Source organism: Kitasatospora purpeofusca, from assembly GCF_042691725.1.
GTDB lineage: Bacteria > Actinomycetota > Actinomycetes > Streptomycetales > Streptomycetaceae > Kitasatospora > Kitasatospora purpeofusca_B.
The window spans coordinates 2,074,394-2,089,098 of the sequence record NZ_CP170483.1; the positions used below are offsets into that span (position 1 = coordinate 2,074,394).

13 protein-coding genes are annotated in these 14,705 nt (G+C 71.4%); all 13 read right to left on the reverse strand.

What is annotated here, in order from left to right:
* Positions 1-78 precede the first annotated feature (78 nt).
* The 13 genes from metK to pyrR all read right to left on the reverse strand — a co-directional run bounded on the left by metK (position 79) and on the right by pyrR (position 14,489).
* Entirely contained in the window at positions 79-1,302 is a 1,224-nt protein-coding gene (gene metK / locus ACFCLZ_RS08225; protein WP_380284133.1) for a methionine adenosyltransferase, read from the reverse strand.
* A gap of 152 nt (positions 1,303-1,454) precedes the next feature.
* Positions 1,455-2,690, reverse strand: coding sequence for a bifunctional phosphopantothenoylcysteine decarboxylase/phosphopantothenate--cysteine ligase CoaBC (coaBC, locus tag ACFCLZ_RS08230; RefSeq protein ID WP_380284134.1), 1,236 nt, complete (start codon positions 2,688-2,690; stop codon positions 1,455-1,457).
* A 147-nt stretch (positions 2,691-2,837) separates the two neighbouring features.
* On the reverse strand, positions 2,838-3,104 hold the full coding sequence (rpoZ, locus tag ACFCLZ_RS08235) for a DNA-directed RNA polymerase subunit omega (RefSeq protein ID WP_030056185.1): 267 nt from the start codon (positions 3,102-3,104) through the stop codon (positions 2,838-2,840).
* 36 nt (positions 3,105-3,140) lie between these two features.
* On the reverse strand, positions 3,141-3,698 hold the full coding sequence (gmk, locus tag ACFCLZ_RS08240; protein WP_380284135.1) for a guanylate kinase: 558 nt from the start codon (positions 3,696-3,698) through the stop codon (positions 3,141-3,143).
* 49 nt (positions 3,699-3,747) lie between these two features.
* Positions 3,748-4,074 (reverse strand): integration host factor, actinobacterial type, encoded by a 327-nt coding sequence (mihF, locus tag ACFCLZ_RS08245; RefSeq protein ID WP_030056187.1) that lies wholly within the window; start codon positions 4,072-4,074, stop codon positions 3,748-3,750.
* Between the two features lie 359 nt (positions 4,075-4,433).
* On the reverse strand, positions 4,434-5,267 hold the full coding sequence (pyrF, locus tag ACFCLZ_RS08250) for an orotidine-5'-phosphate decarboxylase (protein ID WP_355375534.1): 834 nt from the start codon (positions 5,265-5,267) through the stop codon (positions 4,434-4,436).
* A gap of 60 nt (positions 5,268-5,327) precedes the next feature.
* The gene (locus ACFCLZ_RS08255) at positions 5,328-6,431 is read right to left on the reverse strand and encodes a quinone-dependent dihydroorotate dehydrogenase (protein WP_380286105.1); all 1,104 of its coding nucleotides are present in this window, start codon (positions 6,429-6,431) and stop codon (positions 5,328-5,330) included.
* Between the two features lie 66 nt (positions 6,432-6,497).
* On the reverse strand, positions 6,498-9,809 hold the full coding sequence (gene carB, locus ACFCLZ_RS08260; protein ID WP_380284136.1) for a carbamoyl-phosphate synthase large subunit: 3,312 nt from the start codon (positions 9,807-9,809) through the stop codon (positions 6,498-6,500).
* Positions 9,802-10,974: a glutamine-hydrolyzing carbamoyl-phosphate synthase small subunit gene (carA, locus tag ACFCLZ_RS08265; protein ID WP_380284137.1), complete on the reverse strand. Its 1,173-nt coding sequence runs from the start codon at positions 10,972-10,974 to the stop codon at positions 9,802-9,804. Before carA ends, carB begins: the two co-directional genes overlap by 8 nt.
* A complete protein-coding gene (locus ACFCLZ_RS08270; protein ID WP_380284138.1) occupies positions 10,971-11,570 on the reverse strand; it encodes a hypothetical protein in 600 nt (199 codons plus the stop codon). The genes carA and ACFCLZ_RS08270 overlap by 4 nt, the downstream gene beginning before the upstream one ends.
* Positions 11,567-12,871 carry a dihydroorotase gene (locus ACFCLZ_RS08275; RefSeq protein WP_380284139.1) on the reverse strand — a complete coding sequence of 435 codons (1,305 nt, stop codon included), beginning with the start codon at positions 12,869-12,871 and terminating at the stop codon, positions 11,567-11,569. The genes ACFCLZ_RS08270 and ACFCLZ_RS08275 overlap by 4 nt, the downstream gene beginning before the upstream one ends.
* Entirely contained in the window at positions 12,868-13,860 is a 993-nt protein-coding gene (locus ACFCLZ_RS08280; protein ID WP_380284141.1) for an aspartate carbamoyltransferase catalytic subunit, read from the reverse strand. Before ACFCLZ_RS08280 ends, ACFCLZ_RS08275 begins: the two co-directional genes overlap by 4 nt.
* A 5-nt stretch (positions 13,861-13,865) precedes the next feature.
* On the reverse strand, positions 13,866-14,489 hold the full coding sequence (pyrR, locus tag ACFCLZ_RS08285; RefSeq protein WP_380284142.1) for a bifunctional pyr operon transcriptional regulator/uracil phosphoribosyltransferase PyrR: 624 nt from the start codon (positions 14,487-14,489) through the stop codon (positions 13,866-13,868).
* Positions 14,490-14,705: the final 216 nt, after the last annotated feature.

Consider the following 14,705-nt stretch of genomic DNA (forward strand, 5'->3'; position numbering starts at 1 on the left):
CACCGACAAAACGGCAGGTGGCGGCCGCCCGGCGTACCGGGCGGCCACCACCTGCCATCAAAGGGTCGAACGGGCCGATCAGGCCTCGACGGCCTTCTTCAGCTGCTCCACGCGGTCGGTCCGCTCCCAGGTGAAGTCCGGCAGCTCCCGGCCGAAGTGGCCGTACGCGGCGGTCTGCGAGTAGATCGGGCGCAGCAGGTCCAGGTCGCGGATGATCGCGGCCGGGCGCAGGTCGAAGACGTCGCTGACGGCCTTCTGGATGGTGAGGACCGGCACGGTCTCGGTGCCGAAGGTCTCCACGAACAGGCCGACCGGCTCGGCCTTGCCGATCGCGTACGCGACCTGCACCTCGGCGCGGCGGGCGAGGCCGGCGGCGACGATGTTCTTCGCCACCCAGCGCATCGCGTACGCGGCCGAGCGGTCCACCTTGGACGGGTCCTTGCCGGAGAAGGCGCCGCCGCCGTGGCGGGCCATGCCGCCGTAGGTGTCGATGATGATCTTGCGGCCGGTGAGGCCGGCGTCGCCCATCGGGCCGCCGATCTCGAAGCGGCCGGTCGGGTTGACCAGCAGGCGGTAGCCCTCGGTGACGAGCTTGATGCCCTGGTCGGCCAGCGCCTTCAGCTCCGGCTCCACGACGAACTCGCGGACGTCCGGGGTGAGCAGCGACTCGAGGTCGATGTCGCTGGCGTGCTGGGTGGAGACGACCACGGTGTCCAGGCGCAGCGCCTTGTCGCCGTCGTACTCGATGGTGACCTGGGTCTTGCCGTCGGGGCGCAGGTACGGGATGGTGCCGTTCTTGCGGACCTCGGTGAGGCGGCGCGAGAGGCGGTGGGCCAGGGTGATCGGCAGCGGCATCAGCTCGGGCGTCTCGTCGGACGCGTAGCCGAACATCAGGCCCTGGTCGCCCGCACCCTGCCGGTCCAGGTCGTCTGTGTCGTCCCCCTGGGTGGACCCCTCGACCCGGGCCTCGTACGCGGTGTCGACGCCCTGGGCGATGTCCGGCGACTGGGCGCCGATCGACACCGAGACGCCGCAGGACGCGCCGTCGAAGCCCTTCTTGGAGCTGTCGTAACCGATCTCCAGGATCTTGTCCCGGACGAGCTGGGCGATCGGCGCATACGCCTTGGTGGTCACCTCGCCGGCCACGTGCACCTGGCCGGTGGTGATGAGCGTCTCCACCGCGACCCGGGAGGTCGGGTCCTCGCGGAGGAGAGCGTCAAGGATGGTGTCGCTGATCTGGTCAGCGATCTTGTCGGGGTGTCCCTCGGTGACGGACTCCGAGGTGAACAGGCGGCGAGACACAGCGCTCCCTGGGGTTGCAGCGGCTGCTGACTGAAAGACCCCGGACGGATCCGGGGGCTTCCGGAAAGACTTGATTCCTGGAGTGTAACGGTCAGCTACCGAGAAACGTCACGCCATTCCGCGATTGGAGACCGGCCGACCACTCTGCGAGATCAGCCGACGAAGGAATCGAGCCGTTCCGCGACGAGGTCCCAGACGACGTCCGCGAGGACCTCCTTCGGCCCCACCGGGACGGGCGTCTCGCTGCCGTCGGCGCCCAGTACCACGGCCTCGTTGACGTCCTGCCCGAAGGCCTTGCCGTCGCCGACCTCGTTGACGACCAGCAGGTCGCAGCCCTTGCGGGCGAGCTTGGCCCGGCCGTGGGCGAGGACGTCGTCGGTCTCGGCCGCGAATCCCACCACGACTCGACCCGAACGGGTGCGGTGGGCGGAGAGCTCCGCCAGGACGTCGGGGTTGCGGACGAGCTCCACCGGCGCCGGCTCGACGCCCTCGACCTTCTTGATCTTGCCGGCGGCGTAGACCGCGGGCCGGAAGTCCGCCACCGCCGCGGCCATGACCACGGCGTCCGCGCCCTCGGCCGCCTTCAGGACGGCGTCGCGCAACTCCAGCGCGGTCGCCACCCGGACCACGTCCACCCCGGCCGGGTCGGGCAGCGCGGCATTGGCCGAGATCAACGTCACACGCGCCCCACGGGCCGCGGCGGTCGCCGCCAGGGCGTAGCCCTGCTTGCCCGAGGAGCGGTTGCCGAGGTACCGGACCGGGTCCAGCGGCTCCCGGGTGCCGCCGGCCGAGACCACCACGTGCCGGCCGGCCAGGTCGGTCCGCTCCCCGCCGTACCGCAGCACCGCGCGGCAGGCGTCGAAGATCGCGGACGGCTCGGGCAGCCGGCCCTTGCCGGTGTCCTTGCCGGTCAGCCGCCCGCTGGCGGGCTCCAGCACGATCACGCCCCGGCGGCGCAGCGTGGCGACGTTCTCCCGGGTGGCCGGGTGCTCCCACATCTCGGTGTGCATCGCGGGCGCCAGGACGACCGGGCAGCGCGCGGTGAGCAGGGTGTTGGTCAGCAGGTCGTCGGCCAGCCCGTGGGCGGCCTTGGCCATGAGGTCGGCGGTGGCCGGGGCGACCACCACCAGATCGGCGTTCTGCCCGATCCGCACGTGCGGCACCTCGTGCACGTTCTCCCAGGTCTCGGTGGCGGCCGGTCGGCCGGAGAGCGCCGCCCAGGTGGCCTCGCCGACGAAGTGCAGCGCCGCCGCGGTGGGCACCACGGTCACCCGGTGGCCGGACTCGGTGAACCGCCGCAGCAGCTCGCACGCCTTGTACGCGGCGATGCCGCCGCTGACGCCGAGGACGACCCGCGGCGCGTCCGTCCGCTCCGTGCTGCCGCTCATGTTCCCCAGCTCTCCTCGTGGCGGTCCTCAGGTGCCCGCCAACCCTACGGCGCGCCGGCGATCACCCGCACCGTGGCACCCCCCACAACGCCGAAGGGCCCGTCGGAGCGGACTCCGACGGACCCTTCACACGAAAGTGGGACCGCCTCAGGCGGCCTCGACCGCCTCGGCGGTCAGCATGCCGGCGTTGATCTCGCGCAGCGCGATCGACAGCGGCTTCTCGTGCACGTGGGTGTCGACCAGCGGGCCGACGTACTCCAGCAGGCCCTCGCCGAGCTGGGAGTAGTACGCGTTGATCTGGCGCGCACGCTTGGCCGCGTAGATGACCAGGCTGTACTTGGAGTCGGTGGCCTCAAGCAGCTCGTCGATCGGCGGGTTGATGATGCCCTCGGGCGCGGTCATGGAAGAGGACACGCGAAAACCTTCCGAAAGGGTGGAAAAGACAACAGGTCAGGCTACACCGAGCAAGGCTAGCAGTTCGCCGGCCACCTGCTCGACCGAGGTGTTGACCAGGGTCGTGTCGAACTCCGGCTCGGCCGCCAGCTCGACCTTGGCGGCCTCCAGCCGCTTCTCGATCACGTCCTGCGGCTCGGTGCCCCGGCCGGTGAGCCGACGGACCAGCTCGTCCCAGCTCGGCGGGGCCAGGAAGACCAGCTGCGCCTCGGGCATGGACTCGCGCACCTGCCGGGCGCCCTGCAGGTCGATCTCCAGCAGCACGGGTTCGCCGCGCTCCAGCTTCTCCTCGACCGCCGCCCGGGGCGTGCCGTAGCGGTTGCCCGCGAACACGGCCCACTCCAGCAGCTCGCCGTTGGCGATCAGCTTGTCGAACTCGTCGTTGTCGACGAAGTGGTACTGGACCCCGTTCTGCTCGCCCGGCCTCGGGTGGCGGGTCGTCGCCGACACCGAGAGCCAGACCTCGGGGTACTGCTTCCTCATATGAGCGACGACCGTGCTCTTGCCGACCCCCGAGGGGCCGGAGAGCACGGTCAGCCGCGGACGCTCACTCATGCACCGATTATCCCGGATCGCGGACGATCCCGGGACCACGGGGGCACGGTCAGGCGGCACCGCCGCCGAACTCCCGTTCCAGGGAGGCGATCTGGTTCGTTCCGAGACCACGGACACGACGGCTCTCGGAGATGCCGAGCCGCTCCATGATCTGCTTGGCCCGAACCTTGCCGACGCCCGGAAGGGACTCCAGCAGGGCCGAGACCTTCATCTTGCCGATCACGTCGTTGTCGGCCTTGCCGGCCTTGATCACCTCGTGCAGGGAGGCGCCGGAGTGCTTGAGCCGGTTCTTGACCTCGGCGCGCTCCCGGCGAGCCTCGGCGGCCTTGGCGAGCGCGGCGGTGCGCTGTTCAGGGGTAAGGGGCGGAAGAGCCACGCCGTTCACCTCAGGGTGGATGGAAGGGATTGAACTATGACTGTTGTGCTTCCCAGGGCACCGGCCAGAGAGCGAACTCGCCGCCCCTGACCTGCGGGAGCAGCAGGTTTCGCGGCTCCTCGGTGACCTATCGCCGGACACTACCCGGATTGCGGCGCCACGTCAGGAAAAGAACACGAAAAGTCCTGGTCAGCCAAGGCCGACCAGGACTTTCCAGGGCAAAATGACCGTGATTGCGAACCTTGGGCGGCGCCGATGTGACGGCGCTCACGTCGGGCGCCCGCCCCGGCGGGCCGTCGCAGCACGTCATCGCGGCCCCGCACGGCGTTCGCCAGGGGCGAACCCCTCCTCCTCGCCCGCTACTTGACCGCCTCCGCGTACTCCTGGACAAAACGGTCGGCGGCCGAGCGCAGCGCCTCCACCGAGGGGCCGTGCTTCAGGACGTCCCGGCTGACGCTCGGCACCACATTGCGCACCGAGGCGCCGAAGACCCGCGGCAGGTCCGCCATCGTCGCGCCCTGGGCGCCGATCCCGGGGGCGAGCAGCGGGCCGTTGATCGCCAGGTCCACGCCCGCGTCGGCCAGCGTCGCGCCGACCACCGCGCCGAACGAGCCCAGCGGCTCGGCACCGGCGTTCTCCGCGGCCAGCTGCCGCAGCACGGCGGCCGCCACCGGCTCGCCGTCCGCGCCGACGGCGCGCTGCACCTCGGCGCCCTCCGGGTTGGAGGTGAGCGCCAGCGCGAAGACGCCCGCGCCGTTGGCCGTGGCGAGGTCGAGCGCCGGGCGCAGCGAGCCGAAGCCCAGGTAGGGGCTCACCGTGACGGCGTCCGAGAACAGCGGGCTGCCGGGCGACAGGAAGGCCTCGGCGTAGGCGGCCATGGTGGAGCCGATGTCGCCGCGCTTGGCGTCCATCAGGACGAGCGCGCCGGCCGCCCGGGCCTCCTCGACGGACTTCTCCAGGACGGCGACGCCCCGGGAGCCGAAGCGCTCGAAGAAGGCGGCCTGCGGCTTGAGCACGGCCACCCGGCCGGCCAGCGCCTCGACGACGGTGCGGCTGAAGGTCTCCAGGCCCGCGACGGTGTCCTCCAGGCCCCAGGCGGCCAGCAGGGAGGCGTGCGGGTCGATGCCGACGCAGAGCTGGCCGCGGGTGTCCAGGGCGTGGCGCAGGCGGGTGCCGAAGGGGGCGAGGGTCATGACGTCCTTCCGGAGAGCGTGAGAAGAGGGGTTCGGGCGGCCCTGCGGCCGTCCACGGCCCTACCGGCCGTCCACGGCGCTGCCGACGGCCGCGGCCAGGCTGCGGAAGCCGCCGGCCCGGAGGCGGGCCGACAGGCCCTTGTGGATGCGCCGGCACCAGAACGGGCCCTCGTAGATGAAGGCGCTGTAGCCCTGGACGAGGTCCGCGCCGTGCAGGATCCGCTGCCAGGCGTCCTCGGCGGTCTCGATGCCGCCGACCGAGACCAGCACCAGCCGGCCCCCGGTACGGGCGCGCAGCCGCTGGAGGACCTCCAGCGCGCGCTCCTTCAGCGGGGCGCCGGACAGGCCGCCCATGCCGATCTCCTTCACCCGGTCGGCGTCGCTGCGCAGGCCCTCGCGGCCGATCGTGGTGTTGGTGGCGATGATGCCGTCCAGGCCCAGCTCCAGGGCGAGGTCGGCGACCTCGTCGATGTCCTCGTCGGCCAGGTCGGGGGCGATCTTGACCAGCAGCGGCACGTGGTGCGGGGTGGTCCGGTCGGCGGCCTCGCGCACGGCGCTCAGCAGAGGGCGCAGGTGCTCGACGGCCTGCAGGTTGCGCAGCCCGGGGGTGTTCGGCGAGCTGACGTTGACCACCAGGTAGTCGGCGAAGCGGGCCAGCCGTTCGGTGGACTTGACGTAGTCGGCGACCGCGTCGGCCTCCTCGACCACCTTGGTCTTGCCGATGTTGACGCCCACCACCGGCGTGGAGCTGGTGTGCGAGCGGGCGGCGAGCCGCGCGGCGACCCGGGCCGAGCCCTGGTTGTTGAAGCCCATCCGGTTGATCAGGGCGCGGTCCTCGACCAGCCGGAACAGCCGCGGCTGCGGGTTGCCCGGCTGCGCCTCGCCGGTGACGGTGCCGATCTCGACGTAGTCGAAGCCGAGCATCGACAGGCCGTCGATGCCGACGCCGTTCTTGTCGAAGCCGGCCGCCAGGCCGAACGGGCCGGGCAGCGCGAGGCCGAGGGCGTCGGTGCGCAGCGCCCGGTCGCGCGGGGCGAGCGCGAGGCGGACGAGGCCGCGCAGGCCGGGCACCGAGGAGGCCAGCCGGATCCAGAAGAAGGCCAGGTGGTGGGCCTTCTCGGGGTCCATCTTCTTGAAGACGAGGTCGAACAGCAGCTTGTACACAAAGTCCTCCCAGGGCATGGAAGTGGGGGGCACCCGGCGGTACTGGTGCCCCCCACTGGAGTGGTGCTACTTGGCGCGGCCGGCGTTGATCAGCTCGGCGTGCTCCTGGAGCGACATGACGCCGACCTCGTCGCGCAGCAGCCGGTCGATGCCCTGGACGGCGGCGCCCATGGCCTGGACGGTGGTCAGGCAGGGCACGGCGCGGGCGACGGCGGCGGTGCGGATCTCGTAGCCGTCGAGACGGCCGCCGGTGCCGTACGGCGTGTTGATGATGAGGTCGACCTCACCGTCGTGGATCAGCTGGACGATGGTCTTCTCGCCGTTCGGGCCCTCGCCCTCGCTGTGCTTGCGCACCACGGTGGCGGGGATGCCGCCGCGCTGCAGCACCTCGGCGGTGCCGGCGGTGGCCAGCAGCTCGAAGCCGAGGCCGACCAGCGCCCGGGCCGGGAAGACCAGGTTGCGCTTGTCGCGGTTGGCGACCGAGACGAAGACCTTGCCCTTGGTCGGCAGCGCGCCGTAGGCACCGGTCTGGGATTTGGCGTAGGCGGTGCCGAAGACGCGGTCGAGGCCCATGACTTCGCCGGTGGAGCGCATCTCGGGGCCGAGGACGGTGTCGACGCCGCGGCCGTGGACGTCGCGGAAGCGGCTCCAGGGCATCACGGCCTCCTTGACCGCGATCGGGGCGTCGGCGGGCAGGGTGCCGCCGTCGCCGTCGGCCGGGAGCAGGCCCTCGGCGCGCAGTTCGGCGATGGTGGCGCCCAGCGAGATCCGGGCGGCGGCCTTCGCGAGCGGTACCGCGGTCGCCTTGGAGGTGAACGGCACGGTCCGTGAGGCCCGCGGGTTCGCCTCCAGGACGTACAGGATGTCACCGGACAGGGCGAACTGGATGTTGATCAGACCGCGCACGCCGACGCCGCGGGCGATGGCCTCGGTGGAGGTGCGCAGCCGCTTGATGTCGTGGCCGCCGAGGGTGATGGGGGGCAGGGCGCAGGCGGAGTCGCCGGAGTGGATGCCGGCTTCCTCGATGTGTTCCATGACGCCGCCGAGGTAGAGCTCGGTGCCGTCGTAGAGGGCGTCGACGTCGATCTCGACGGCGTCGTCGAGGAAGCGGTCGATGAGGACGGGGTGTTCGGAGATCAGGCCGGCGTGGCGTTCGAGGTAGGAGGCGAGGGAGGCCTCGTCGTAGACGATCTCCATGCCGCGTCCGCCCAGGACGTAGGAGGGGCGGGCGAGGACGGGGTAGCCGATCTCGTCGGCGATGGCCTTGGCGTCGGTGAAGGAGAACGCGGTGCCGTGCTTGGGGGCGGGCAGGCCGGCGTCGCGCAGGACGCGGCCGAAGGCGCCGCGTTCCTCGGCGAGGTCGATGGCCTCGGGCTGGGTGCCGACGATCGGCACGCCGTTGTCCTTGAGGGCCTGGGCCAGGCCGAGCGGGGTCTGGCCGCCGAGCTGGACGATCACGCCGGCCAGCGGGCCGGCCTGCCGCTCGGCGTGGACGATCTCCAGGACGTCCTCCAGGGTGAGCGGCTCGAAGTAGAGCCGGTCGGAGGTGTCGTAGTCGGTGGAGACGGTCTCCGGGTTGCAGTTGACCATCACGGTCTCGTAGCCGGCGTCGGCGAGCGCGAAGGAGGCGTGCACGCAGGAGTAGTCGAACTCGATGCCCTGGCCGATGCGGTTGGGGCCGGAGCCGAGGATGATCACCGCGGGCCTGGTGCGCGGGGCGACCTCGTTCTCCTCGTCGTAGGAGGAGTAGAAGTACGGGGTGTGCGCGGCGAACTCGGCCGCGCAGGTGTCGACGGTCTTGAAGACCGGGCGGATGCCGAGCGCGTGCCGCACCTCGCGCACCACGTCCGCCTTCAGCCCGCGGATCTCCCCGACCTGCTGGTCGGAGAAGCCGTGGCGCTTGGCGTGCCGCAGCAGCTGCGGCGTCAGCTTCTCCGCCCGTGCCAGCTCGCCTGCGATCTCGTCGAGGAGGAACAGCTGGTCGACGAACCACGGGTCGATCCTGGTGGCCTCGAACACCTCCTCGGGGGTGGCGCCGGCGCGGATCGCCTCCATGACGGTGTTGATCCGCCCGTCCGTGGGCACCACCGCGCGGGCCAGCAGCTCCGCCTTGTCGCCGACCGTGCCGGCCCAGGTGAACTGGGAGCCCTTCTTCTCCAGCGAGCGCAGCGCCTTCTGCAGCGCCTCGGGGAAGTTGCGGCCCAGGGCCATCGCCTCGCCGACCGACTTCATGGTGGTCGTCAGCGTGGCGTCCGCGGAGGGGAACTTCTCGAACGCGAACCGCGGGACCTTGACGACCACGTAGTCCAGGGTCGGCTCGAAGGACGCCGGGGTCTGCTCGGTGATGTCGTTGGGGATCTCGTCGAGGGTGTAGCCGACGGCGAGCTTCGCGGCGATCTTCGCGATCGGGAAGCCGGTGGCCTTCGACGCCAGCGCCGAGGAGCGGGACACCCGCGGGTTCATCTCGATGACGATGACCCGGCCGTCGTCGGGGTTGACCGCGAACTGGATGTTGCAGCCGCCGGTGTCGACGCCGACCTCGCGGATCACGGCGATGCCGATGTCGCGCAGGATCTGGTACTCGCGGTCGGTGAGCGTCATCGCCGGGGCGACGGTGATCGAGTCACCGGTGTGCACGCCCATCGGGTCGAAGTTCTCGATCGAGCAGACGACCACGACGTTGTCGTTGCGGTCGCGCATCAGCTCCAGCTCGTACTCCTTCCAGCCGAGGATCGACTCCTCCAGGAGCACCTCGGTGGTCGGCGACAGCGTCAGGCCCTGGCCCGCGATGCGGCGCAGGTCCTCCTCGTCGTGCGCGAACCCCGACCCGGCGCCGCCCATCGTGAACGACGGGCGCACCACCACCGGGTAGCCGCCCAGGGTGTCCACCCCGGCCAGCACCTCGTCCATGGTGTGGCAGATCACCGAACGCGCGGACTCGCCGTGGCCGATCTTCGCGTTGACGGCCTCGACCACGCCCTTGAACAGCTCGCGGTCCTCGCCCTTGTTGATCGCCTCGACGTCCGCGCCGATCAGCTCGACGCCGTACTTCTCCAGCGTCCCGGCCCCGTGCAGCGAGATCGCGGTGTTCAGCGCGGTCTGCCCGCCCAGCGTCGGCAGCAGCGCGTCCGGCCGCTCCTTCGCGATGATCTTCTCGACGAACTCCGGGGTGATCGGCTCCACATAGGTCGCGTCCGCGATCTCCGGGTCCGTCATGATCGTCGCCGGGTTCGAGTTCACCAGCACGACCCGCAGGCCCTCGGCCTTCAGAACCCGACACGCCTGCGTGCCCGAATAGTCGAACTCGGCAGCCTGACCGATCACGATCGGACCGGAACCGATCACCAGAACGGACTTGATGTCAGTGCGCTTAGGCACGCTGGCCCTCCATGAGCTTCGCGAAACGATCGAAGAGGTACGCCGCGTCGTGCGGGCCGGCGGCGGCCTCCGGGTGGTACTGCACCGAGAAGGCGGGCACGTCCAGCGCCTGGAGGCCCTCGACCACATCGTCGTTGAGGCAGACGTGGGAGACCTCGACCCGCCCGTAGGGCGTGTCGCTGACCTTGTCGAGCGGTGCGTTGACGGCGAAGCCGTGGTTGTGCGCGGTGACCTCGACCTTGCCGGTGGTGCGGTCCTGGACCGGCTGGTTGATGCCGCGGTGGCCGTACTTGAGCTTGTAGGTGCCGAAGCCCAGCGCGCGGCCGAGGATCTGGTTGCCGAAGCAGATCCCGAAGAACGGGGTCTTGCGTTCCAGCACCCCCTGCGCCACGGCGACCTGGTGGTCGGCGGTGGCCGGGTCGCCCGGACCGTTGGAGAAGAACACGCCGTCGGGGTCGACCGCGTAGATGTCCTCCAGGGTGGCGTCGGCCGGCAGCACGTGCACCTCGATGCCGCGCTCGGCCATCCGCTGCGGGGTCATCGCCTTGATGCCGAGGTCCAGGGCGGCGACGGTGAAGCGCTTCTCACCGATCGCGGGCACCACGTACGGCTCGGTGGTTGCGACCTCGGCGCACAGGTCGGCGCCCTTCATCTCGGGCGAGGACTGCACCTTGGCCAGCAGCGCCGCCGGCTCGGCCAGCGCCTCGCCGGAGAAGATGCCGCAGCGCATCGCGCCGCGGTCGCGCAGGTGGCGGGTGAGCGCCCGGGTGTCGATGCCGCTGATGCCGACGATGCCCTGGGCGACCAGTTCCTCGTCCAGCGAGCGGCGGGAGCGCCAGTTGGAGGCGACCCGGGCGGGGTCCCGGACGACGTACCCGGCGACCCAGATCCGCTTGGACTCGTCGTCCTCGTCGTTCCAGCCGGTGTTGCCGATCTGCGGGGCGGTCATCACGACCACCTGGCGGTGGTACGAGGGGTCGGTCAGGGTCTCCTGGTAGCCGGACATGCCGGTGTTGAAGACCGCCTCGCCGAAGGTCTCGCCGGTCGCGCCGTAGGCCTGGCCGCGGAAGCTCCGGCCGTCCTCCAGGACGAGCACGGCGTCCGCACGGTCCGAGAACGGGCGCTCCCGCCGTTGGTGCTGCGTGGTGGGGGCAGGTGCGGTCATGACGCGGCCTCTTCCGTCTTCTTCGTCGTCGTACGTGTTGCTGCGAGCTGGGTGATCGCCTCGACCCAGGCGGTGTGCTCGTCGGGGTGGTCGGCCCGGAACCCGGAGTCCAGCTCGGTTCCCATGGGGGTCCCCCCGGCCGAAGGCTGGGGGAGGGTCCAGGTGACGACGAGGATTCCGGAGGGGACGACCTTGCCGGCGATCCCGGAGTCCGTGCGGGCGCCGGTCAGGTGCTCGGCGGGGATCCAGAAGTCGACGTCACCGGGGCGCTGCACCAGCAGGCCGTCCTCGCCGAGGGTCAGATCGGCGCGGCTGCGGGTGCCCAGGCCGTGCGCGACGACCCGGTCGAGCCAGTTCCCGGCGGTGGTGGTGCCGTGGTACCGGCCGCTGGTCTCCAGGATGGTCCGCCCGGCCCGTTCCGGCACGGCCGGCAGCGGGGGGATGCCGGACTGCAGGGTGCGGCGCCAGTTCCAGCCCTGGCGCATCAGCCAGTAGACCAGGCCGACGAGCAGCAGCAGGCCGACCGTCCAGCCGAGGTAGCCCGGCCAGTTGGTGACCCTGGCCTGCTCCTGGGCCAGCAGGACCGCGGAGCTCACGCGAGCCCGCCCTGCTCGACCAGCTCGCCGGCCAGCACCGTGGCGGTGCCGCGCAGGAAGGTGGCGTGCACCCGTCCGGGCAGGTCAAGGCCCTTGTAGGGGGTGTTGCGGGAACGGGTGGCGAAGCTGTCGGGGTTCACGGCACCACGGTACGCGGGATCGAACAGCACCAGGTTGGCGGGCTCACCCACCGAGACCGGACGGCCGTGCCCGGCGAGCCGGCCGATCCGGGCCGGGCGGTGCGACATCCGGTCGGCGACGCCCTCCCAGTTCAGCAGACCGGTGTCGACCATGGTCTGCTGCACCACGGAGAGCGCGGTCTCCAGGCCGACCATGCCCATCGCGGCCACGGCCCACTCGCAGTCCTTGTCCTCGGCCGGGTGCGGCGCGTGGTCGGTGGCGACGGCGTCGATGGTGCCGTCGGCCAGCGCCTTGCGCAGCGCCCGGACGTCCTCGGCGGTGCGCAGCGGCGGGTTGACCTTGTAGACGGGGTCGTAGGAGCGGACCAGCTCGTCGGTCAGCAGCAGGTGGTGCGGGGTGACCTCGGCGGTGACGTCCCAGCCCTTGGCCTTGGCCCAGCGGATGATCTCGACCGAGCCGGCGGTCGAGACGTGGCAGACGTGCAGCCGGGAGCCGACGTGCGCGGCGAGCAGCACGTCCCGGGCGATGATCGCCTCCTCGGCGACGGCCGGCCAGCCGCCCAGGCCGAGCTCGCCGGAGACCTGGCCCTCGTTCATCTGGGCGCCCTCGGTCAGCCGCGGCTCCTGGGCGTGCTGGGCGACGACGCCGTCGAAGGCCTTCACGTACTCCAGGGCGCGGCGCATGATCACCGCGTCGTCGACGCACTTGCCGTCGTCGGAGAAGACCCGGACACCGGCCGCGGAGTCGTGCATGGCGCCGAGCTCGGCGAGCTTCTTGCCCTCCAGGCCGACGGTGACGGCGCCGACCGGCTGCACGTCGCAGTAGCCGGACTCCTGGCCGAGGCGCCAGACCTGCTCGACCACGCCGGCGGTGTCGGCCACCGGGAAGGTGTTGGCCATGGCGTGGACGGCGGTGAAGCCGCCCTTCGCCGCGGCCTGGGTGCCGGTGAGGACGGTCTCGGCGTCCTCGCGGCCGGGCTCGCGCAGGTGGGTGTGCAGGTCGACCAGGCCGGGCAGGGCGATCAGGCCGGTGGCGTCGATCTCGATGTCGGCCTCGGCGACCAGGCCGGTGCCGATCGCCCGGATCACGCCGTCGGCGATGTGGAGGTCCTGCGGGACACCGCCGAGGATCTGGGCGTTGCGGATCAGGTAGGTGGTCACTGAGCAATCTCCACGGAGTCGGTGCGGGGGGTGTCGGCGGGAGTGGCTCCGCCGAGCAGCAGGTAGAGCACGGCCATCCGGACGGAGACGCCGTTGGCGACCTGCTCGACCACGGTGCAGCGCGGGGAGTCGGCGACCTCGGCGGTGATCTCCATGCCGCGGACCATCGGGCCGGGGTGCAGGACGACGGCGTGCTCGGGCAGCCGGGCCATCCGGACGGCGTTCAGGCCGTAGCGGCGGCTGTACTCGCGCTCGGTGGGGAAGAACGCGGCGTTCATCCGCTCGCGCTGGACCCGGAGCATCATCAGCGCGTCGGTCTTGGGGAGCACCCGCTCCAGGTCGTAGCTGACCTCGCAGGGCCAGTTCTCGATGCCGATCGGCAGCAGGGTCGGCGGGGCGACGAAGGTGACCTGGGCGCCGAGCGTGGTGAGCAGGTGGACGTTGGAGCGGGCGACCCGGCTGTGCAGGATGTCGCCGACGATGGTCACCCGCCGCCCGTCCAGCCCTCGCCGCAGGGCATTGCCCGGCGTCCCCGGGTTGAGGTGGCGGCGCATGGTGAAGGCGTCGAGCAGCGCCTGGGTGGGGTGCTCGTGGGTGCCGTCACCGGCGTTGATGACGCTGCCGTGCAGCCAGTCGGACTGCGCCAGGCGGGCCGGCGCGCCGGAGGCGTGGTGCCGGATGACGACGGCGTCGGCCCCCATCGCCTGCAGGGTGAGCGCGGTGTCCTTGAGGCTCTCGCCCTTGGAGACCGAGGAGCCCTTGGCGGAGAAGTTGATCACGTCGGCGGAGAGCCGCTTCTCGGCGACCTCGAAGGACGTCTTGGTGCGGGTCGAGTCCTCGAAGAAGAGGTTGACGACGGTCCGGCCGCGGAGGGTGGGGAGCTTCTTGACGGCCCGGCCGGAGAGCTGGGCGAGTTCCTCGGCGGTGTCCAGGATGAGCAGCGCGTCGTCGCGGCTGAGGTCGGCTGCGGACACGAGGTGGCGCTTCACGCGGGTTACTCCGGGAGGTGCGGTTCGGTGGGGCGGGCGGCCAGGGCCTGGGAGGAGCGCGCGGCGAAGTCGCGGTCGCCGACGAGCACGGCGTCGACGCCGTCGCGGTCGGCCAGGCGCACCTGGACGGCTTCGCGCAGCGAGGTGGGGAGGTTCTTGCCCACGTAGTCGGCGCGGATCGGCAGCTCGCGGTGGCCGCGGTCGACGAGCACGGCGAGCTGGACGGCGCGCGGGCGGCCGATGTCGTTCAGCGCGTCGAGCGCGGCGCGGATGGTGCGGCCGGAGAAGAGCACGTCGTCGACGAGGACGACGAGCCTGCCGTCGATGCCGCCGGGCGGCATCTCGGTGTGCTCCAGGGCGCGGGCGGGCTTCAGCCGCAGGTCGTCCCGGTACATGGTGATGTCCAGGGTGCCGAGCGGGATGTCCCGGCCGGTGATCTGGGCGAGCCGGGCGTGCAGCCGGCGGGCGAGGTGGACGCCCCTGGTGTGGATGCCGAGCAGCACGACGTCCTCGGCGCCCTTGGCGCGCTCGACGATCTCGTGCGCTATCCGGGTGATGACCCGGGCGATGTCCGTGCCGTCCAGCACCTGGTGCGGCGGCCGCGGCGCGGATTCCTGGTGTGCGGTCATGCCGAGGCGGACCTCCTTCCCCGCCTCACTGGACGGGCCTTAAAGGATGTCTGGAAACTCCCGGCCTGAACTGCGGCGCGGGCTCCGGTCATCCTAACAGCGTCATTTGCGGCCAACCGTCGGCCATCATTCCGCTCCCCGCGGTTCACGCACCGGACGCACCGGTGATGCGGCCCATTCGCACGACTGCCCCATTCGGCTTGACGCAACTACCTC